Annotated in this window: 16 protein-coding genes; 14 read left to right on the top strand and 2 right to left on the bottom strand. The window is 71.9% G+C overall.

The window, feature by feature from the left end; translation table 11 throughout:
* Positions 1-320: 320 nt before the first annotated feature.
* Positions 321-1,001, top strand: a complete 681-nt coding sequence (locus ACTVAJ_RS21270) for an MBL fold metallo-hydrolase (RefSeq protein ID WP_470389974.1) — start codon at positions 321-323, stop codon at positions 999-1,001.
* Between the two features lie 156 nt (positions 1,002-1,157).
* Complete coding sequence (gene aspS / locus ACTVAJ_RS21265) at positions 1,158-2,930, top strand: aspartate--tRNA ligase (RefSeq protein ID WP_470389973.1); 1,773 nt, start codon at positions 1,158-1,160, stop codon at positions 2,928-2,930.
* A gap of 154 nt (positions 2,931-3,084) precedes the next feature.
* Here aspS and ACTVAJ_RS21260 read toward each other — a convergent pair whose 3' ends face one another.
* Positions 3,085-3,225: a hypothetical protein gene (locus tag ACTVAJ_RS21260; protein ID WP_470389972.1), complete on the bottom strand. Its 141-nt coding sequence runs from the start codon at positions 3,223-3,225 to the stop codon at positions 3,085-3,087.
* A gap of 601 nt (positions 3,226-3,826) precedes the next feature.
* Between ACTVAJ_RS21260 and ACTVAJ_RS21255 the strand changes: the two genes are divergently transcribed.
* Positions 3,827-5,854, top strand: a complete 2,028-nt coding sequence (locus ACTVAJ_RS21255; protein ID WP_470389971.1) for a SpoIIE family protein phosphatase — start codon at positions 3,827-3,829, stop codon at positions 5,852-5,854.
* Between the two features lie 23 nt (positions 5,855-5,877).
* On the top strand, positions 5,878-7,215 hold the full coding sequence (locus tag ACTVAJ_RS21250) for a replication-associated recombination protein A (protein WP_470389970.1): 1,338 nt from the start codon (positions 5,878-5,880) through the stop codon (positions 7,213-7,215).
* Here ACTVAJ_RS21250 and ACTVAJ_RS21245 read toward each other — a convergent pair.
* Positions 7,205-8,791, bottom strand: coding sequence for a serine/threonine-protein kinase (locus tag ACTVAJ_RS21245; RefSeq protein WP_470389969.1), 1,587 nt, complete (start codon positions 8,789-8,791; stop codon positions 7,205-7,207). The genes ACTVAJ_RS21250 and ACTVAJ_RS21245 overlap by 11 nt on opposite strands.
* A 374-nt stretch (positions 8,792-9,165) precedes the next feature.
* Here ACTVAJ_RS21245 and ACTVAJ_RS21240 point away from each other — a divergent pair, with 374 nt between their 5' ends.
* The 10 genes from ACTVAJ_RS21240 to rplT all read left to right on the top strand — a co-directional run bounded on the left by ACTVAJ_RS21240 (position 9,166) and on the right by rplT (position 19,463).
* Complete coding sequence (locus tag ACTVAJ_RS21240; RefSeq protein ID WP_470389968.1) at positions 9,166-9,558, top strand: DUF948 domain-containing protein; 393 nt, start codon at positions 9,166-9,168, stop codon at positions 9,556-9,558.
* Complete coding sequence (locus ACTVAJ_RS21235) at positions 9,555-9,836, top strand: hypothetical protein (RefSeq protein WP_470389967.1); 282 nt, start codon at positions 9,555-9,557, stop codon at positions 9,834-9,836. The genes ACTVAJ_RS21240 and ACTVAJ_RS21235 overlap by 4 nt, the downstream gene beginning before the upstream one ends.
* Positions 9,837-10,080: 244 nt before the next feature.
* Positions 10,081-10,230 carry a hypothetical protein gene (locus ACTVAJ_RS21230; protein ID WP_470389966.1) on the top strand — a complete coding sequence of 50 codons (150 nt, stop codon included), beginning with the start codon at positions 10,081-10,083 and terminating at the stop codon, positions 10,228-10,230.
* A gap of 257 nt (positions 10,231-10,487) precedes the next feature.
* Positions 10,488-13,160, top strand: a complete 2,673-nt coding sequence (gene alaS, locus ACTVAJ_RS21225) for an alanine--tRNA ligase (protein WP_470389965.1) — start codon at positions 10,488-10,490, stop codon at positions 13,158-13,160.
* A 603-nt stretch (positions 13,161-13,763) separates the two neighbouring features.
* Complete coding sequence (gene ruvX, locus ACTVAJ_RS21220) at positions 13,764-14,252, top strand: Holliday junction resolvase RuvX (RefSeq protein ID WP_470389964.1); 489 nt, start codon at positions 13,764-13,766, stop codon at positions 14,250-14,252.
* Positions 14,249-16,747 (top strand): endolytic transglycosylase MltG, encoded by a 2,499-nt coding sequence (mltG, locus tag ACTVAJ_RS21215; RefSeq protein ID WP_470389963.1) that lies wholly within the window; start codon positions 14,249-14,251, stop codon positions 16,745-16,747. The genes ruvX and mltG overlap by 4 nt, the downstream gene beginning before the upstream one ends.
* A gap of 15 nt (positions 16,748-16,762) precedes the next feature.
* The gene (locus ACTVAJ_RS21210) at positions 16,763-17,596 is read left to right on the top strand and encodes a shikimate dehydrogenase (protein ID WP_470389962.1); all 834 of its coding nucleotides are present in this window, start codon (positions 16,763-16,765) and stop codon (positions 17,594-17,596) included.
* 368 nt (positions 17,597-17,964) lie between these two features.
* Positions 17,965-18,549, top strand: coding sequence for a translation initiation factor IF-3 (gene infC, locus ACTVAJ_RS21205; RefSeq protein WP_083924251.1), 585 nt, complete (start codon positions 17,965-17,967; stop codon positions 18,547-18,549).
* A gap of 189 nt (positions 18,550-18,738) precedes the next feature.
* Positions 18,739-18,933: a 50S ribosomal protein L35 gene (gene rpmI / locus ACTVAJ_RS21200; protein WP_116244345.1), complete on the top strand. Its 195-nt coding sequence runs from the start codon at positions 18,739-18,741 to the stop codon at positions 18,931-18,933.
* A 158-nt stretch (positions 18,934-19,091) separates the two neighbouring features.
* Complete coding sequence (gene rplT, locus ACTVAJ_RS21195) at positions 19,092-19,463, top strand: 50S ribosomal protein L20 (protein ID WP_470389961.1); 372 nt, start codon at positions 19,092-19,094, stop codon at positions 19,461-19,463.
* The last annotated feature ends 14 nt before the right edge of the window (positions 19,464-19,477 follow it).

Raw genomic sequence — 19,477 nt, 5'->3', positions numbered from 1 at the left:
CGGGCCGGGGACCCGCCGTGGAGAGGCGCTGGTCGGCGGACGCGGCGCACACGGCACCGGTGACCAATATGGCATTACCACGCGGTTTGGCAAAGAGGCCCGACGCGTGCGGTGATCGAATGGTGATCAAAGCCGCGCACCCCCTCACACCCCGGTTCGCCGCCCTCCGCGCGTCGGTAGGATCGGTCTGTACTCGTAGGGTACGTCCGCCCGGTCAGCAGGAACGGGCGGGACGCGTGGCCGGGGCGCTGCTTTCGCGGGCCCCGGACCAGCCACCCCCGAACCCGGCAACCGCAACCGACCGAGGACAGGACGACGCCGTGCTCATCGCCGCACTCGCCACCGGGCCCCTCGCCGCGAACTGCTACGTGCTCGCTCCGGCTCCGGGTGGTGACTGCGTCCTCGTCGATCCGGGGCAGAACGCCACCGAGCAGGTGGGCAAGGCCCTGGCCGAGCACGGCCTGACCCCGACCGCCGTCCTGCTCACCCACGGTCACTTCGACCACGTGTGGTCGGCCGCCGAACTCGCCGACCGGGCGGGTCTGCCGGTCCACCTGCACGCCGCCGACCGGCGTCTGCTCACCGAGCCCGCCGCGGGCGTCGACCCCGGCTTCGCCGCGCAGCTGTCCGCGCTGCTCGGCCCGGGCCCCTTCGCCGAACCCGAGAACCTCGCGGAGGTCGGCGGCGGTGACACCCTCACCCTCGCCGGGCTGGAGTTCACCGTCGAGCACACCCCGGGCCACACACCGGGGTCGGTCGTCTACCACCTGCCCGCCGACACCGGACACCCCCCGGTCATGCTCGCCGGGGACCTGGTCTTCGCCGGTTCCATCGGCCGGACCGACTTCCCGGGCGGCGATCCGGCGGCGATGAACGCCAGCCTGGCCTCGGCCGTCCTGTCGCGCGCCGACGACACCCAGATCCTGCCCGGCCACGGCCCGGCCACGACCGTCGGACGCGAGCGCGCCACCAACCCCTACCTGCGTGCCCTGACCGGCTGACCGCACCGGCCCCGGCCGCCTCCGAACGGGCGGCTCCGCCGGACCGTTGACGGTAGGATTCCAGATGTCAAGGGGCGTGCCGTGCCTCCAGCCGGGACCGCCTCAGGGAGACCCGGCGTCCTCGCCCAGCCGTGTAGTTAGTGGACTTGGTAGCTCATGCATCGTTACAGGACTCATTCGTGTGGTCAGCTCCGCAAGGAGCACGTCGGGCAGCAGGTGCGCCTTTCGGGCTGGGTGCACAACCGCCGTGACCTCGGCGGTCTGCTCTTCGTCGACCTGCGCGACCACTACGGTGTCACGCAGCTCATGGCGCGCCCCGAGTCCCCGGTGTTCGATCAGCTCAGCCGCATCTCCAAGGAGTCGGTGATCCGGGTCACCGGTCAGGTCGCGGCGCGCAGCGGCGAGAACGTCAACCCCGGCCTCCCCACGGGTGAGATCGAGATCGAGGCCACGGAGATGGAGGTGCTCGGCACGACCGAGGAACTCCCCCTCACCGTCTTCCCCGAGGACAACACCTCCGAGGAGCGCCGCCTCTCCTACCGTTTCCTCGACCTGCGCCGTGAGCGGATGCACCGCAACATCATGCTCCGCTCCCAGGTGATCGCGTCGATCCGGCAGAAGATGACGGACCTGGGCTTCAACGAGTTCCAGACCCCCATCCTGACCAGCTCCAGCCCCGAGGGCGCGCGCGACTTCCTGGTGCCGTCCCGGCTCCACCCCGGTCGGTTCTTCGCGCTGCCCCAGGCGCCGCAGCAGTTCAAGCAGCTCCTGATGGTCTCCGGGTTCGACCGGTACTTCCAGATCGCGCCCTGCTTCCGTGACGAGGACAGCCGCGCGGACCGCTCGCCCGGTGAGTTCTACCAGCTCGACGTCGAGATGAGCTTCGTGGAGCAGGAGGACGTCTTCGAGGTCATCGAGAAGGTGATGACCGACGTCTTCCGGGAGTTCTCCGACGGCTGGGAGATCACCTCCCCCTACCCCCGCATCGCCTACCGGGACGCCCTGGAGTGGTACGGGACGGACAAGCCCGACCTGCGCGTGCCGATGAAGATGCTCGACGTCACCGCGCTGTTCGACAAGACCGAATTCCGTGCCTTCGCGGGCAAGAAGGTGCGCGCCCTCGCCGTTCCGCAGGTCGGCGACAAGCCGAGGAAGTTCTTCGACGGCATCGGTGACTTCGCGGTCGAGCAGGGCGCCAAGGGCCTGGCCTGGCTCAAGGTCGGCGAGAACGGCGAACTCACCGGTCCCATCGCCAAGTTCGTCACGCAGATCAGCGACGAGCTCCTGTCGGTCCTGGGAGCCGGGCCCGGCTACGGCCTGTTCTTCTGCGCGAGCGAGGACGAGGCGGAGATCAACCGCATCATGGCCCCGGTCCGCGTCGAGGCGGGCAGGCGCGCGGACCTCTTCGAGGAGAGGGCCTACCGCTTCTGCTGGATCGTCGACTTCCCGATGTTCGAGATCAACGAGCAGGGCGACGTCGCGTTCAGCCACAACCCCTTCTCCATGCCGCAGGGCGGTATGGAGGCCCTGAACACCCAGGACCCGCTGGACATCCTCGCGTGGCAGTACGACATCGTCTGCAACGGTGTCGAGCTCTCCTCCGGGGCGATCCGGAACCACTCGCCCGAGATCATGTACAGGGCCTTCGACATCGCCGGATACGACAAGGACGCTGTCGAGGCCGAGTTCGGCGGCATGCTCAGGGCCCTGAAGTTCGGTGCCCCGCCGCACGGCGGCATCGCGCCCGGCGTCGACCGGATCGTCATGCTCCTCGCGGACGAGCCCAACATCCGCGAGACCATCGCCTTCCCGCTGAACCAGAACGCCCAGGACCTGATGATGGGCGCGCCCTCCGCGGTCTCCGGCCAGCAGCTGCACGACGTGCACATCCGCACGGTCCTGCCCCCGGACCACCAGAAGAAGCGGTGAGGGCCGGGCCCGGCCCGAGCCCGCGGCGGTGATCACCGGGAGGGGGCGGCGGTCGCCGGGGCGGCGATGACGGCAACCGGGGGCGGCGCGCGACGTGCGTGCCGCCCCCGCCGTGTTCGCGGGCGCCGGGCGTCGCGCCGCGGGTACCGGTGCCTCAGCGCTTCATCGCTCCGCAGTGCTGGCAGCAGATGTTCTCGTCGTCGGGGTTGCTGTGATTGCAGAGTCGACAGGTCCAGTTCCAGGTGGTGCCGTGGCCGGCCAGATCCACGACGGCGGCCTCGCGTACCAGGTACATGAATGCGTCCTTGGGGCTTCGGCGAGTTTTCGAACCTGACATGTTCGGTGCCCGGATTCGCACGGCTTTGAACCTGCCGTATTCGGTCACTCAGTGATATTCGGGGATTGTCGGGAGTGATCCGAGCGCGGGAATTCTGGCCGAACTCGGCCTCGCCCGCCCGCGGCAGGCCGTCCCGGATGCGCCGGAGCGCGTCATCCCCTACGGTTGTGGGCGAATCACCCTTTCCGAACCGCGGTTCGCACGTGTCCTGGAGTGAGCACGGTGAAACGGTGGGCGCGCCCGCTTTCGCGGTCGGATCGGTGGCCGAGTGCATTCTGCGCCAATGAGTCACACGAGCGTAACGATCTGAGTCCTGAGGTCGGTCAAAGTCCCACCTCAAGCGGGGTCGCCAGCTCGCCCCTGTTCCCAGCCAACCGTGGCGCGCCGTGCCTGCCCAGGTCACACGGGTGGTGCGGGGGCCGACCGGTGGTCACGGCCGTCGGTCCCCCAGCTGAGGAGCCCGGTCCCGGACACTAGAATGAGCCGAATCGGAACGTTCCGGGGGTACCGCGTCCGGGCGCGGGTGTGACGTCCGAGACGACATGAGGATGAGTCATACGTGAACGGAAAACGCGCCTCAGGCGATGGCTCCGAGTACGCGCTCGCGGGGGCGTTCTCCCACGCCCCCGAGCCCATGGTGCTCACCCGGGGAGACGGCGCGATCCTGCACGCCAACCGGGCCTTCGTCGACCTGGTCGGGCTCGACGCCGCGGAGCTCGCCGGGCGCGCCTGGTACGACCTCCTCGACGGTGCCGACGCCACCCGGGGCGCGCGGGTCCACGCACGGGCCCTCGACGGGCACTGGGTCGAGCGGATCCACATGCGACTGGCCCACGGTTCCTCGCACTCCCACCTGGTCGAGGCCGACCTGCGTCCGGTTCCCTCCGCCAACGGTGACGAACCCGAACCCCGGATGGTCGTGCTCCTGCACGTCCTCTCCGCCAACGACGCGGACCTGCGCGTGGTCGGCGAGCTGCGCACGGACAACTCCGACTCGGTGCTCTGGAGTCTGGACCTGGGCACCGGGCGCCTGCGCGAACTGTTCGGCCCCACTCCCCTCGGCGACCTCCTCGCGGGCGGGGAGCGCCAGCTCGAACACATCCTGGAGCGCGTGCACCCCGACGACGTCGCCCGGGTGCGCGACGCCATGTCGGCGGCCTTCGGCGGACGCGACTACGAGCAAAGGTTCCGTGTCTTCGACCGCCTCGGTGACGAGCGCTCCCTCCACGTGCGGGCACGGTACGTCCCCGGCCGCCCCGACCGCCTCGTCGGCATCGTGGACGACGTCACCGAACACGTCCAGTTGGTCCGCCGCCTGGCGGACCGCCGCCGCACCGAGGCCGAGCACGGCCGCCTGGTCACCGAGCTGTCGTCCAAGCTGGTGTCGGCCACCACCGTCGACAACGTCATGGACCTGCTCAGCGAGGAGTTCCTGCCGATCTTCGGCGGGATCAACGCCGCCGCCCTCTACGTCGAGGACGGCCTGCTGCGCACCTCGCCCGGGGCCCGCACGCGCGGTGGCAACATCGAACAACTCGACGGCCGCCGGGCCGACGACACCGACTTCCCCATGGGCGCCGTGATCCAGGACCGCCAGCCGCGTTTCTTCGAGAGCCGTGCCGAGATCATCAGCCGTTTCCCGGCCGCGGTCGAACTCATGCGCAACGTCAGCGGTCAGGCCTGGGCGACCGTGCCGATCTTCGGTGACGGCAAGGTCGCCCTGGGCGTGTGGCAGATGACCTGGGACCGGCCCCACCACGCCAGCCGCGACGAGCGCGCCCTCATGCTCACCTTCGCCGGCCTGGCCGGTCAGGCGTTGCAGCGGATCAAGGCCCAGCAGGCGGAGCTCGAACTCGCCGACGCCGTCCAGCGCCGCATGCTGCCGCGCCAGGTCGCGAGCTTCCCCGACATGGCCATCGCCACCAAGTACCTGCCCTCCCGCGCGGACTGGCGCATCTGCGGAGACTTCTACGACGTCATCGAGCTTCCCGACAACCGTGTCGGACTGCTCGTCGGCGACGTGCAGGGCCACGGTGTCGAGGCGGCCGCCGCCATGGGGCAGATCCGCGTGGCCTTTCGCGCCTACGCCACCAACCAGTCCGACCCCGGCGTGGTCCTGGGCGAGACCAACCGCCTGCTCACCGAGACCGGCGAGATCGTCTTCGCCACGTGCGGCTACCTGGTCCTGGACCGGGAGACGGGGGTCATGCAGGCCGCGTGGGCGGGGCAGCCGCCCGTCATCTTGGCCTCCAAGGGCGGCTACGAGCTCTGGGAGCCCGAGACCGGGCCGCCGTTGGGCGTCCTTCCCGACACCGAGTACGCCGTCACCACGCGCGCCCTCCCGCCCGGCGGCACACTCCTGCTCTGCTCGGACGGGCTCGTGGAGAGCTCGGAACTGCCCATGAACGAGGGGCTCGCCCTGGTCGGGGAGGCCCTGGCCGAACACGGTGAGGACCCTGAGACGGCCGCGCACATCCTGGCGGAGATGGCGCCGGCCGGCCGCGGCGACGACATCGCCCTGCTCGTCACCCGTATGACCGACGGGGCGGGCACCGGGACCGACGGGTCGGAGCGACCGGTGTCCTGATCCGGGTGCCCTACCCTGGGTGGGTGTCCGAAACACTGTTCGACGACGCCGGGGCCGAGGCCGCCCGGGGACAGGAACCACTCGCCGTGCGCATGCGGCCCCGCACCCTGGACGAGGTCGTGGGCCAACGCCACCTCCTGGGTGGGGGCAGCCCGCTGCGCCGACTGGTCGAGGACGACGCGCCCATGTCCGTGTTCCTGTGGGGACCGCCCGGGACCGGCAAGACCACCCTGGCCACCGTGGTCAGCCACGTCACCAAGCGCCGCTTCGTGGAGCTGTCGGCGGTCAGCGCCGGTGTGAGGGACGTGCGCACCGTCGTCGACGAGGCCCGGCGGCGGCTGGGTATGCACGGCACCCGCACGCTCCTGTTCGTCGACGAGGTGCACCGTTTCAACAAGACCCAGCAGGACGCCCTCCTGCCGGCCGTGGAGAACCGCTGGGTGAGCTTCATCGGCGCCACCACGGAGAACCCCTTCTTCTCCGTGGTCAGCCCTCTGCTGTCCCGTTCCCTGCTGCTGTCGCTGGAGTCACTGGACGACACCGACGTGCGCGTGCTGCTCGACCGGGCGCTGGCCGAGGAACGCGGGCTGGACGGCCGCTACGCGCTGGCCGAGGACGCCGTCGAGCACCTGGTCCGTCTGGCCGGGGGCGACGGCCGCAGATCCCTCACCTACCTGGAGGCCGCGGCGCTCGTCTCCGGTCCGCCCGGGGCCGAACCCAGGACCATCACCGCCGACCACGTGGAGCGCGCCGTCGACCGGCACGCGGTCCGCTACGACCGCTCCGGCGACCAGCACTACGACGTCGTCAGCGCGTTCATCAAGAGCATGCGCGGCAGCGACCCCGACGCGGCCCTGCACTACCTGGCGCGGATGATCGAGGCGGGGGAGGACCCCCGGTTCATCGCGCGGCGCCTCGTCGTGCACGCCAGCGAGGACGTGGGTATGGCCGACCCGACCGCCCTGCAGACCGCGGTGGCCGCGGCGCAGGCGGTCGAACTGGTCGGCCTGCCCGAGGCGCGGATCAACCTCGCCCAGGCGGTCATCCACATCAGTCTGGCGCCCAAGTCCAACGCGGTGATCACCGCCATCGGGGAGGCGATCGGCGACGTACGCGCGGGCCACGCGGGACCGGTCCCCGCCCACCTGCGCGACGGTCACTACAAGGGCGCCGCCGAGCTCGGCCACGGCGAGGGCTACCGCTACGCCCACGACTACCCGGGCGGCGTCGCGCCCCAGCGGTACGCCCCGGACGGCCTGGCCGACCGGGAGTACTACCGGCCCACCGGCCACGGCGCGGAACGCCGCTTCGGCGAGGTCCTGCGGCGGATCAAGGACGTGCTCCGCGGCGTCAGTCCGTGAACAGCTCCGTGACCGCGACGACCTCCCGCGGTCCGTCGTCCCCGCCGCCCTCGGCGAAGGTGATCTCGACGATCATCACGGGCCCCCACGACAGGTAGTCGATGAAGTCGGAGCCGGTCAGCTCCCAGGTGCCCCGTCCGTCCATGTCGATGAACAGGTGGTCGGGGGCGGCGCAGAACTTCGCGCACAGCACCGCGGCGTCCTCACGGATGACCGCCTCCCGGGGGTCGCCCGCCACGTCCCACTGCCCGGCCCACTCGTCGTGGGTCGGCACGCCCTGGCCGCGCACGGGTTCGTCCTCGCGGTCGACGGGGGTGAACACCCACGGCCCCTCCACCGGGTTCTCCTGCTCGGCGGGGTCGAACCGGGCCACCAGGGTCAGGGGCTCCTCCTCCTCGCTGGGTGAGGGCGAGGGTTCCCCGGCCACCTCCGCGACCAGTGCCTCCTCGGGCTCGTCGGCGGTGAGCAGGCCGGTGAGGATCCACCCGCCGCCGCCGATCATCCCGAGGGCCAGTGCCACGGTCCCGGACAGGAACAGGGCCCGGCGCGGCCGGTGGCGGGACAGGCGGCCCTCCAGGCGCACCACCTCGGGCACGCGTGCGGGCGGTTCGAGGGCCTCCCACTCGTGTTCCAGCCGCCGCAGGAGTTCGGCGCGGTCCGGAGTGGGGCGTTCCTCCGCCTCACCGCCCTCCTCCGCGTCCTCGACCGCCTCGGCCGCCGCGAGTTCGGCCGCCCACACGGCCAGGACCGCGTCGACCGCCTCCGCCACGGTGGGACGGCGGTCCGGATCCGGGGCCAGGGCCCGGGACACGATCGGCCGCAGGCCCGCGTGCAGGTCACCGAGGTCGAAACCCCCGGCCGCGGCGCGTTCGACGATCTCCTCCGGCTCGCGGGAGCCGAAGGGGAGCCGCCCGGTTCCCGCGAAGGCCACGAGGGCGCCCCAGGAGAACACGTCCGCGGCGGGGGTGGCGGGGCCGCCCCGGGCCCGCTCCGGGCTCGTCCAACTGGCCGCGGTGCCGCGCAGGCGCTCCGGCGAGGCCGTCACGGCGCACTCCATCACACGCGGTCCCTCCGGCCCCACCACGATGTCGCTGGGGCGCAGTGAACCGTGGGAGACACCGCGCGCGTGCAGCGCGGACAGGGCCTCGGCCAGACCGGTGGCCAGGGCGATCAGCTTGCCGCTGCCGAGTCCGCCGCGCCTGGTGACGTAGTGCGACAGGCGCTGTCCGCCGACGTAGGGCATGGCCAGCCACGGGGGGTTGGCGTCGGAGTCGAAGGCCAGGGGAGCGACCACGCGCGTCGGGTCGGCGCCCGAGAGCGCGCGCAGGCGCCGGTCGAGGGCGGGGTAGACCTCGGGCTCGTCCAGTTCGGGGCAGACCAGGGTCTTCACGGCGACCAGGCGGTCACCGGGGGACGGCGAGGTCGTGTCGACGGCGGCGTAGACGGTGCCGGTGGCTCCCTGGCCGAGTCGGCCCAGGACCAGATAGGGGCCGATCCGCTCGGGGTCGGCGGGGTACAGGGGGGACAGGTCCGCGGGTACCAGTACGGAGATCTCTCGGGGAGGACGAGCGCTCATGGTGGTCCTGTCGGTGCTTCCAACGCGAAGAAGGTGGAGTGTCCGGACTTCATGGGGAAGATCCCACTCCGTAGTCATTCTCCCGGACAAGCGGGCGACCGTCGATCCCTCCCGGCGCCCACCAGCGGATTGGTGATGCACCCGTGACCGTTTCGTCCCGGAGCTCGCCGCTGCGCCCTCCAGCGGACGGAGGCCGGACGCGATAGGGTCAGCCGAAACCGGCGAGCCCCCACCCACCGGGGGCCGCCCGGCCACGGTTCCGGCGGCCCGACCCGGCGCAGTCGACGCCCGCATCCGGGAGCCAACCCCGACGCCCCCGCGCGAGGGGCCGTTCACACCCTCGAAGTCATCCTCTATCTGCTCACGGAGCCCGCATGCTTACCGGAGGAGAGGTCGCCGCGCTCGTCGCCGCGGTGGTCTGGGCGGTGCTGGCCACGTTCATGTGCGTGGCGCTCGTCAAACTCATCAAGCTCATCAACGCGGCCACGGCGGTCGTCTCGGACCTGGGGGACCGGACCCCGCCCCTGCTGGAGGACGTCGCCTCCACGGTGGAGCGGACCAACACCTCGCTCGAACGCGTCGAGGAGATCACCGCCAACGTCCAGGCCACCTCCGAGGACGTGTCCACGATGACGGCGCTGACCCGCTCGGTGGTCACCGGGCCGCTGGTGCGCGTCGCGTCGTTCACCTACGCGGTGCGCAGGGTCATGGGCCAGCGCCGCGCCCTGGCCGTCGTGCGCTCCCGCAGGCGGAAGGAGAACCGGTGATCGGCAGGCTGTTCTACCTCGCGGCCGGGGCCGCCCTGGGCGGGTACGTCGTGCACCGGGTGAACCGCGCGCGTCGCGCGCTCAGCCCCGGTGGCCTCGTCGACCGGGTCGAGGGCCAGGTCACCGAGTACAAGGGGGCCCTGCGGGAACTCAACGAGGACCTGGCGGAGGAGGTCCGGGAACGGGAGGCCGAACTCCTGGAGCGCTACGCGCCCAGGAGGGGGCGTGCGGCGCTGCCCGCCCCGGAGGGCGCACCGGAGAGCCTGACCGGCCGGTGACGGGGTCGCGCGCGGTGTGCGCCGCGCGCGACCAGGACGTGTCGTGCTCCGGGGGGACCCTCTGTACGGTTTGCGCGGCACAAGCAGACGGACACCGCAGAGAGGACCTCCGTGCACCCCTCCCAGCAGCCCCCCGTCGGCTACGGTCAGCCCGCGCGGTTCCCCGCCCCCCGCCCCTCCTCCGGCCCCGACGCACCGGGACCCCGACGCGCTGCCCGGGGCGGGTGTCACCGTCCGCGTCCCCATGTTCATCGGCGGTGTGCCCGGCATCCTGATCGCCCTCCTGGTGGGGGTCGTCATGGGCGAATACCTGTCGGCCGTCCCCCTGGCCTTCGCCGGACTCATGATCGGACTGATGTTCACCCCCAGAGTGCGCGCGTTCTACCGGCTCTGACCCGACGGCCGGTGGACCCCGCCGGGGACCCGCGCGGTGGCCAGCAACGATAGCCTTGGAGCAACACCCGAAGCCTTGGAACAACGAGGCTGCCGCCGTTGTCGTCATCAGCACGGGCCCCGGCGGCCACCGAAAAGCACGCGCGGGTGCGGTGCGGTCCCCTCTACGATGGGCCGGTCACCGGATCACGCGTCACGACGGTCCCCAGGGACCCCCACGTCGCCACGGGCGGCGCAGGCGAGCACAGGAGGGCATCAATGGAGACGGCAGAGATCGCGCGCCGCTTCCTCAGTTTCTTCGAGAAGAACGGACACACCGTCGTGCCCTCGGCAAGCCTGATCGCCGAGGACCCGACCCTGCTGCTGGTGCCCGCAGGCATGGTCCCGTTCAAGCCCTACTTCCTGGGCCAGCGCACGCCCCGGTACTCCACCGCCACCAGCGTCCAGAAGTGCATCCGGACCAAGGACATCGAGGAGGTCGGCAAGACCTCCCGGCACGCGACCTTCTTCCAGATGCTCGGCAACTTCTCCTTCGGCGACTACTTCAAGGAGAGGGCCATCCCGCTCGCCTGGGAGCTGGTCACCACGCCCGTCGAGGACGGCGGCTTCGGGATCGACCCGGAGAAGCTGTGGGTGACCGTCTACCTGGACGACGACGAGGCCGCCGAGATCTGGCGGGACAAGGTCGGCGTCCGCCCCGAGCGCATCCAGCGCATGGGCATGGAGGAGAACTACTGGTCCATGGGTGTCCCCGGACCCTGCGGCCCCTGCTCGGAGATCTTCTACGACCGCGGCCCCGAGTACGGCGCCGAGGGCGGGCCCGCGGCGGACGAGAACCGCTACATCGAGATCTGGAACCTCGTCTTCATGCAGTACGAGCGGGGTGAGGGCGGTGACAAGACCGGCTTCCCGATCCTCGGCGAACTGCCCAAGAAGAACATCGACACCGGTCTGGGTCTCGAACGGCTCGCGGCGGTCCTCCAGGGCGTCGACAACATCTACGAGACCGACATCATCGGCCGCGTCCTGCACCGCGCCGCGGAGCTCACCGGTACCCGCTACGGCGCGGACCACGACAGCGACGTCATGCTCCGCGTGGTCGCCGACCACGTGCGCAGCGCCGTCATGCTCGTCGGCGACGGCGTCAAGCCCGGCAACGAGAAGGCCGGTTACGTCCTGCGCCGCATCCTGCGCCGCTCCATCCGCAACCTGCGCCTGCTCTCCGGCGAGAGCGACACCCTCTTCCTGCACGAGCTGACCGACGTCAGCATCGACGCGATGAAGGACATCTACCCCGACCTGCTGGACAAGGCGGAGGTCATCCACGGCGTCATCGACACCGAGGAGCGCAACTTCGCCGACACCCTGCGCGCGGGCACCGCCCTGTTCGGCCGGGCGGCCGAGCGCACCCGCGCGGCGGGTGGGACCGTCTTCTCCGGCTCCGACGCCTTCCAGCTGCACGACACCTACGGCTTCCCCATCGACCTCACCCTGGAGATGGCGGCCGAGCAGGGGCTGAGCGTCGACGAGGGCCAGTTCCGCGAGCTCATGCAGCGCCAGCGCGACACGGCCAAGGCCGACGCGCGCGCCAAGAAGCTCGGCAACGCCGACATCTCCCTCTACGCGCAGCTGCACGAGAACGCCGGTGACACCGACTTCCTCGGCTACACCGACGCCGAGAGCGAGTCACTGGTGCGCGGCATCGTGGTCGACGGCGAGGGCGTGCCCGTGGCGCGCGCCGGACAGAAGGTCGAGATCGTCCTCGACCGCACGCCGTTCTACGCCGAGAGCGGCGGTCAGCTCGCCGACACCGGCACGCTCACCGTCGACGGCCGCGGCGTGGTGGACGTCGAGGACGTCCAGAAGCCCCTGCCGGGCCTGTTCGTCCACCGCGGCACCGTGCGCTCGGGCGAGGTCGTTCTGGACGACTCCGTGCACGCGGCCATCGACACCGGCCGCCGCCACGCGATCGAGCGCTCCCACTCGGCGACCCACCTCATCCACTCCGCCCTGCGCAACGCCCTCGGCCCCTCGGCGGGCCAGGCCGGTTCGGAGAACCGCCCGGGTCACCTGCGCTTCGACTTCACCGCCGACAATCCGCTCGGCGGCGAGCGCCTGGCGAGCGTCGAGGAGGAGGTCAACCACGTCCTCTCCGGCGACATCGACGTCCAGACCCAGGAGAGGAGCCTGGACGAGGCGCTGAAGATGGGCGCCCTGGCCATGTTCGGCGAGAAGTACGGCGACCGCGTCCGCGTGGTCGAGATGAGCGACTACTCCGTCGAGCTGTGCGGCGGCACCCACGTGGGCTCCACCGGCAAGCTGGGCATCGTCAAGCTGCTCGGAGAGTCCTCCGTGGGCTCGGGCGTGCGCCGTGTCGAAGCCGCGGTCGGCGTCGACGCCTTCCGCCGCCTGACGAAGGAGTCGGCCCTGGTCGGCCAGCTCTCCGAGCAGCTCAAGACACCGCGCGAGGAGCTGCCCGAGCGGATCGAGGCCATGGTCTCCCGTCTGCGCGCTGCGGAGAAGGAGATCGAGCGGCTCCGCGCCTCCCAGGTGCTCCAGGCGGCGGGCTCCATCGCCGACGGCGCGCGCCGCCACGGTTCCGCGCTGGTGGTCGCCACCCCGGCGCCCGACGGTGCGAGCGCCGACGACCTGCGCAAGCTCGTCCTGGACGTGCGCGGCCGGCTCGGTGAGGACGAACCCGTCGTCGTCGCCATGACGTCGGTTCCCAAGGACCGCCCGGTCGTGGTGATCGCGGCGAACAAGGCGGCGCAGAAGGCCGGTATCAAGGCGGGCGAGCTGGTCGGCGTCGCGGCGCGTGCGCTCGGCGGCGGCGGTGGCGGCAAGCCGGACATCGCCCAGGGCGGCGGCAGCGACCCGGGCAGGGTCGACGAGGCGCTGCGTGCGGTCGAGGCGCGTGTGGCCGCCTCCTGAGGGCTGAGCCCCAGGCAGCCCCAGGGGGTTTCCGTTCGGGCGCCGGCAGGGTTGCGCACGACGAGGCGAGCCGCCTAGCGAGGAACGAGCGACAGGCGCCGCCGAGGAGGAAGAATCCCTGCCTTGTGGGCGCCTGAACACGGGCCAAAGCGAAGCGGAGGCCCAAAGAACACACGACACGCCAGGTGGGTGCGGAGCAGGTTCCGTGCCCACCTTCGCTTTCCCGCCCCACCAGGGCGTGTCGGAGCACCACGGTACGTAGCGTTACACCTCCGCAGAAAGCGCCCTGCCCGGACATCCCACGTGGGTGGCTTACACTCGGACGGGACGCGCGAGCCCCCGATCCGCCGCCCGCGTGGGCGGGACCGTGCTCCTCGATCCACGGGGAGCTGTCGATCAGTCACCACCTGCGAGGCTGCGCACTGTCACCGAATCGGGCATACTGTGGCGCGTCACAGCCGATCACGCGGCTGTCCACGCGGCGATTCCCGCGATCCAGCTGACGAACAGGACCACCGTGTTGAGGATTCCCCAGCCGCGGTGCCGCGCCGTCCACGGCACGGCCCGCCCGTACGCTGTCCCCGGTCCGGGGGAGACACGTCCTTGAGACACGGTGTACGCCTGGCGATCGACCCCGGTAACGCCCGTATCGGGGTCGCGGCGAGCGATCCGAGCGGCGTACTCGCCAGCCCGGTGGAGACCGTCCGACGCGGTAGGGGCGACATCCACCGCATCGTCCAGCTGGTCGTGGAGCGCGAGGCACGCGAGGTCGTCGTGGGCTATCCCGCGTCACTGTCCGGCGAGGAGGGGCCCGCGGCCCGGTCCGCGCGCGAGTTCGCGACCGCCCTCGCCCGGACGCTCCACCCCGTTCCCGTACGTCTGGTCGACGAGCGCCTCACCACGGTGACGGCCCAGGCGCAGCTGCTCTCGGGAGCCACCTTCGCCAAGAAGGGCGCCAAGGGTGGCAGGGCACGTCGGTCGGTGATCGACCAGGCGGCCGCCACCGTGCTCCTCCAGAGCACTTTGGACCAGGAACGGTCAACAGGCCACCCCCCGGGCGAGATCGTCCGCTCCAGCCAGGGAGAATCATGAACGACAGGGATGCCCACCCCGACGATCCCTCTCGTGGACGCGTCGACCGCGGTTACGACTACGATCCGCTGACCGACCCCATCCCCAGCCAGCCGAGGCCGCGCGGACGTCGCGCCCGCCCCGAACCGGACCCCCGGAGCGAGCAGTTCGACGCCGACGGCCGCCCGCAGCCGCGCCGCGCCGCGGGAGACCCCCGAACGCAGGGTGACCGCCGCGTTCCCGGAGATCCCCGTACGCCCGAGGACCCCCTGGGCCCCGGCGCCCCGCCCCCCGGCCGCCGCCGCAGGCCGGGTCCCCCCGCCGAACCGCCGCGCCGCGGCGGGGCCGCCGACGCCCTGCGCGGCGGACGTGCCGCGCGCTCCGCCACCGGTCGCCCCCAGGGGCCGGACGCGGGCCGTGCCCAGCCTCCCGCCGATCCCCATCCCCAGCAGCCCGGTGCCGCCGCGCCCCGTCGGGGAGCCGCCGACCCCACCCAGGACGCCCTCGCGGCCCTCGCCGACCTCGGTGGTCAGACCGCCCCGGCGACCCCCTCCTCCCCGGCCGAGGAGCCGCCCCGGCGCGGACGCCGCCGAGCGGCCGAGCCCCCCCAGGACGAGCCCGAGGCCCCGTCGCCGCTGTGGGGCGAGGACGACGGCCCCATGCCCTCCTTCCTCGCGGACGAGCCCGAGGAGGAGCGCCGCCCCCGGCGCGGCCGCCGCAAACGTGAGGCACCCGCCCAACCCCCGGCCGCGCGGCGCGGACGCCGCCGAGCGGCCGAGCCCCCCCAGGAGGAGCCCGAGGCCCCCGCCGAGTCCTTCGACGCGCCCGCCACGGGTCCCACTCCGGTGGTCGACGAACCCCGGGGCGGCCGTCGCAGGCGTGCCCGCCAGGAGGAACCGGACACGCCCCCGACGGCCGAGGAGCCCTCCGGCCGACGCCGCCGACGCCGTGCCTCCCGCGGCGCGGCCCCCGACCCCGCGGTCGAGGAGACCGGCTTCCTCGCCGACGTCCCGGCCGACACCGCGGCCCTGGCCGCGCTCGGCTCCCGGCCCGAGGCCCCGTCCGACCCCGGCCACGGGTACGACGAGGACCGCGCGGGGGGGTTCGCCGACGACTCCGCGCCCTACGAGGACTACGACGGGTACGACGACACCGTCGAGGCCGGGGAGGAACCGCCCGCCGACGAGGAGCCCGCGGGCCGGCGGGGGCGCCGCCGCCGCGGCCGTGGTGACGAGGAGCCCGCGGGCCGCCGGCGCCGCCGCGGCGGCAGGCGTGCCGCCGCGGCCGCCGATCCCGTCGAGGACCAGTTCGACGAACCGGTGGACGCGGGCGAGGACGACGGGTACGACGGGTACGAGGAACCCAACCTCAACGACATCGCCGAGGCCTACGGCGGCAGCCGACGCAAGCGCAAGCAGCTCAAGCAGGCGCAGAAGAACAAACGCGCGGGCGGCGCCAAGGCCCGCAAACGCCGGGGCAGGAGGATGACGGCCGCGGCCGCCGTCGTGCTCGTCATCGTCGTCGGCGCGGGGGGCTACGGTGCGTTCCGCTACCTCATGCCCGCCGACTACAGCGGTGAGGGTACGGGCGAGGTCGTTTTCGTCATCGAGAACGGCCAGTCCGGCGCCGCGGTCGGCGAGGCCCTGGTCGATGCCGGTGTGGTCGCCAGTGTCCGCGCCTTCACCGCCGCCCTCAGCGACGCCGAGGACGAGGGCGGGCTGGAGCCCGGAACCTACTCCCTGGCCGAGAACATGAGCGGCGAGAGCGCGGTGGCCGCTCTGCTCGACGACGCCAACCGCCTCGGCGGACGGGTGACCGTTCCGGAGGGGCTGCGGGCGCGGGCGGTCGAGGACGGTGACGGCGTCCTCCAGACCCTCTCGGAGCAGCTGGCCATCCCGGTGGCCGACCTTGAGGAGGCCTACGGCAACGCCGACCTGGGGCTCCCCGAGTACGCGACCCAGGGCCCCGAGGGGTACCTGTTCCCCGAGACCTACCGGTTCGACCCCGGCGCCGACCCGGGCGGGGTACTGCGCACCATGGTCACGGAGTTCCGTCGGGTCGCCCAGGAGATCGACCTGGAGCAGCGCGCCGAGGACCTGGGGTACGACGCCAACGAGGTCATGGCGATCGCCTCCATCGTCCAGGCGGAGAGCGGCCGTGAGGAGGACATGGCCAACATCTCGGCGGTCGTGCACAACCGCCTGAACCAGGGCATGCCGCTGCAGATGGACAGCACCTGCTTCTACGCGCTCGGCACGCACGGCCTCGCGCTCACCGAGGAGGAGCAGATCGCCTGCGAGAACGACCCCGGGGAATACGGCACCTACGGCAGGGCCGGTCTGCCCGCCGGCCCGTTCGTGGCTCCCGGGCAGTCCGCGATCGAGGCCGCGTTGGAACCGGCCGACGTGGACTACCTCTACTTCGCGCTCATCAACCCCGAGACCGGTGAGACCGGCTTCTCCCGGACCCTGGACGAGCACAACCAGATGGTGGCCGAGTACAGCGACAGCTGGTAGGGAAGGGAGGCGCCCGTGCGTGCCGCGGTCCTGGGCTCGCCGGTGGCCCACTCGCTCTCACCGGTCCTGCACACCGCCGCCTACGCGGCGATGGGCCTGGACGACTGGTCCTACGGCCTGTACGAGTGCGACGAGGAGGGGCTGGCGCCCTTCCTCAAGGAGCTCGACCGGACGTGGGCCGGTCTGTCGCTGACGATGCCGCTCAAACGCCGCGCCCTGGAGTTGGCCGACAGCGTCAGCGACCTGGCCCTCCGGGTGGGCGGGGCCAACACCCTCGTCCGGGGGGAGGGCGGGTGGCGGGCCGACAACACCGACGTCGAGGGCGTCTCCGCGGCCCTCACCGAGGCCGGGATCGAGGCGCCGCGCACGGCGGTCGTCCTCGGTGCGGGAGCCACGGCGGCCTCAGCGCTCGCCGCGCTGCGCGGACTGGGCCTCACCTCGGCCGTCACGGTCCTGGCCCGCGACACGTCCCGTACGGGCGAGGTCACCGCCGCGGCGGAGCGGCTCGGGCACCCCGTGCGGATCGCGCCGCTCTCCGAGATCGACGCCCACCTGGACGTGGACCTGGTCGTGTCGTCCCTGCCCTCGGGGGCCGCGGACCGCCACGCCGACCTCCTGGCCGCCTCGCGCGCCGACCTGTTCGACGTCGTCTACGCGCCGTGGCCCACCGCGGCCGGGCGCGCGGTGTCCGAGCGCGGCGGTCGCGTGGTCGGCGGGTTCCCGATGCTCCTGCACCAGGCGGTCGCCCAGGTCCGGTTGATGACCGGGGCCGCCGACGTGCCCGTCGCGGCCATGCGCGCCGCGGGGGAGGCGGAACTGGCCCGCCGCGCGGACGCCGACGCCACGTGACCGAGCACCCCGGGGCGGTGCTAGAGTGGTTCGGTATCGACTTGGTCCGGTGTGCACGCACACCGGAACCGCAAGCGGAGAGTGATCCTCCCACCTACCGGGCCCCGCCCGTGTGGGTTCCGGTTCGATGAACGGTCATCCGTGCCGTGCTCGCCAGGGACTCCTGATCCCTTGGCGCACGCGCGTGCCCGTCGTCGGGAACATCGGTCGGATCGCCCCGCTTGCACACGCTGGCGGGGTTTTCGCTTTTGGAGGACCCCGACGCGGCCGGGAGGCCCGACCGGTTCGGGTGCCTCGGTCGAACAGGCCGTCCTCCGCCTGGCGGACGGCCGGTCCCAGGTAATCCGAGAAAGCTAGGGAGGGGTCTCATCAGCGCCGAGCCCCGCATCAATGACCGCATCCGGGTGCCCGAGGTCCGTCTTGTCGGACCCAACGGTGAGCAGGTCGGTATCGTCTCCGTGCAGGACGCGCTGCGTCTGGCCCAGGAGTCCGACCTCGACCTCGTCGAGGTCGCACCGACCGCCCGCCCGCCGGTCGCCAAGCTGATGGACTACGGCAAGTTCAAGTACGAGTCCGCGGTGAAGGCGCGCGAGTCGCGCAAGAACCAGTCGAACACGATCATCAAGGAGATCAAGCTCCGCCCGAAGATCGATCCGCACGACTACGAGACCAAGAAGGGTCACGTCGTCCGGTTCCTCAAGAGCGGGGACAAGGTCAAGGTGACGATCATGTTCCGCGGGCGCGAGCAGTCCCGGCCCGAACTCGGCCGCCGGCTGCTGGCGCGGCTGGCCGAGGACGTCCAGGATCTTGGCACGGTCGAGTCCCAGCCCAAGCAGGACGGCCGCAACATGGTCATGGTGATCGGTCCGCACAAGCGGCGGTCCGAGCACAAGGCCGAGGCCCGTGCAGCGGCGGGGGACAGGACCCGCCGCCAGCAGCGCGAACAGGCGTAGCGGCGTCAGGGGAAGTCCCCCACCGCCCGGTCGCCGTGCGAACGGAAGCCGGGTGGTGGGGCGGGCTGTGCGCGAACGGCCCGGACGTGTCGGTCGAACGGCGCGCCGGGGGCCCGCCATAGCAGCGGAAGAACCGCGTCACCAGCCCACCGCTGGTGGTGCGCCGACGGAGTAGGAGACGACGGCGACATGCCGAAGAACAAGTCCCACAGCGGAGCCAAGGACCGTTTCAAGGTCACCGGTTCCGGCAAGATCATGCGCCGCCGTGCCAACAAGAACCACATCCTTGAGCACAAGACCTCCAAGCGCAAGCGCAAGCTGGGCAACGAGGCGGTGCTTGCTCCCGCCGACACCAAGAGCATCAAGAAGCTCCTCGGTAAGTAGGCCGGACCCTTCTCCTCCCGTTCGGGAGTGCCCACGCGCCCGGCGCGGTGACGGCACCCGGAGGAGAACAACCTGAAGCGATCACGGCCGCCGGGCTCGCCTGAGCCGGGCCGCCTCCGTGCGCCGTGCGCGCCGGAAGAGACAACGAGGGAGTCACAGTGGCACGCGTGAAGCGGGCTCTCAACGCCAAGAAGAAGCGCAAGGTCGTCCTCGACCGCGCCAGTGGTTACCGCGGTCAGCGCTCGCGCCTGTACCGCAAGGCCAAGGAGCAGATGCTCCACTCGATGACCTACTCCTACCGGGACCGCAAGGACCGCAAGGGGCAGTTCCGTCGTCTGTGGATCCAGCGCATCAACGCCGCCTCCCGCGCCAACGGCCTCACCTACAACCGCCTCATGCAGGGCCTGAAGCTGGCCGGCGTCGAGGTCGACCGCCGCATGCTGGCCGAGCTGGCCGTCAACGACGAGGCCGCGTTCGCCGCCCTGGTGGAGAAGGCCAAGCAGGCCCTTCCCGCCTCCGCCGCGGCCTGACGCCCTCGGGAGAC

This window comes from Nocardiopsis sp. KDC1DS13DA1 (assembly GCF_055632325.1).
This window is presented reverse-complemented; position numbering and strand designations above follow the sequence as displayed.

What these genes read in the sequence shown, in the direction of transcription:
- ACTVAJ_RS21240 (WP_470389968.1), top strand. Translation starts at nt 9,166, where the DNA reads ATGCTTACCGGAGGAGAGGTCGCCGCGCTCGTCGCCGCGGTGGTCTGG.
- mltG (WP_470389963.1), top strand. Translation starts at nt 14,249, where the DNA reads ATGAACGACAGGGATGCCCACCCCGACGATCCCTCTCGTGGACGCGTC.
- ACTVAJ_RS21230 (WP_470389966.1), top strand. Translation starts at nt 10,081, where the DNA reads ATGTTCATCGGCGGTGTGCCCGGCATCCTGATCGCCCTCCTGGTGGGG.
- ACTVAJ_RS21245 (WP_470389969.1), bottom strand. Translation starts at nt 8,791, where the DNA reads ATGAGCGCTCGTCCTCCCCGAGAGATCTCCGTACTGGTACCCGCGGAC.
- alaS (WP_470389965.1), top strand. Translation starts at nt 10,488, where the DNA reads ATGGAGACGGCAGAGATCGCGCGCCGCTTCCTCAGTTTCTTCGAGAAG.
- rpmI (WP_116244345.1), top strand. Translation starts at nt 18,739, where the DNA reads ATGCCGAAGAACAAGTCCCACAGCGGAGCCAAGGACCGTTTCAAGGTC.
- aspS (WP_470389973.1), top strand. Translation starts at nt 1,158, where the DNA reads ATGCATCGTTACAGGACTCATTCGTGTGGTCAGCTCCGCAAGGAGCAC.
- ACTVAJ_RS21260 (WP_470389972.1), bottom strand. Translation starts at nt 3,225, where the DNA reads ATGTACCTGGTACGCGAGGCCGCCGTCGTGGATCTGGCCGGCCACGGC.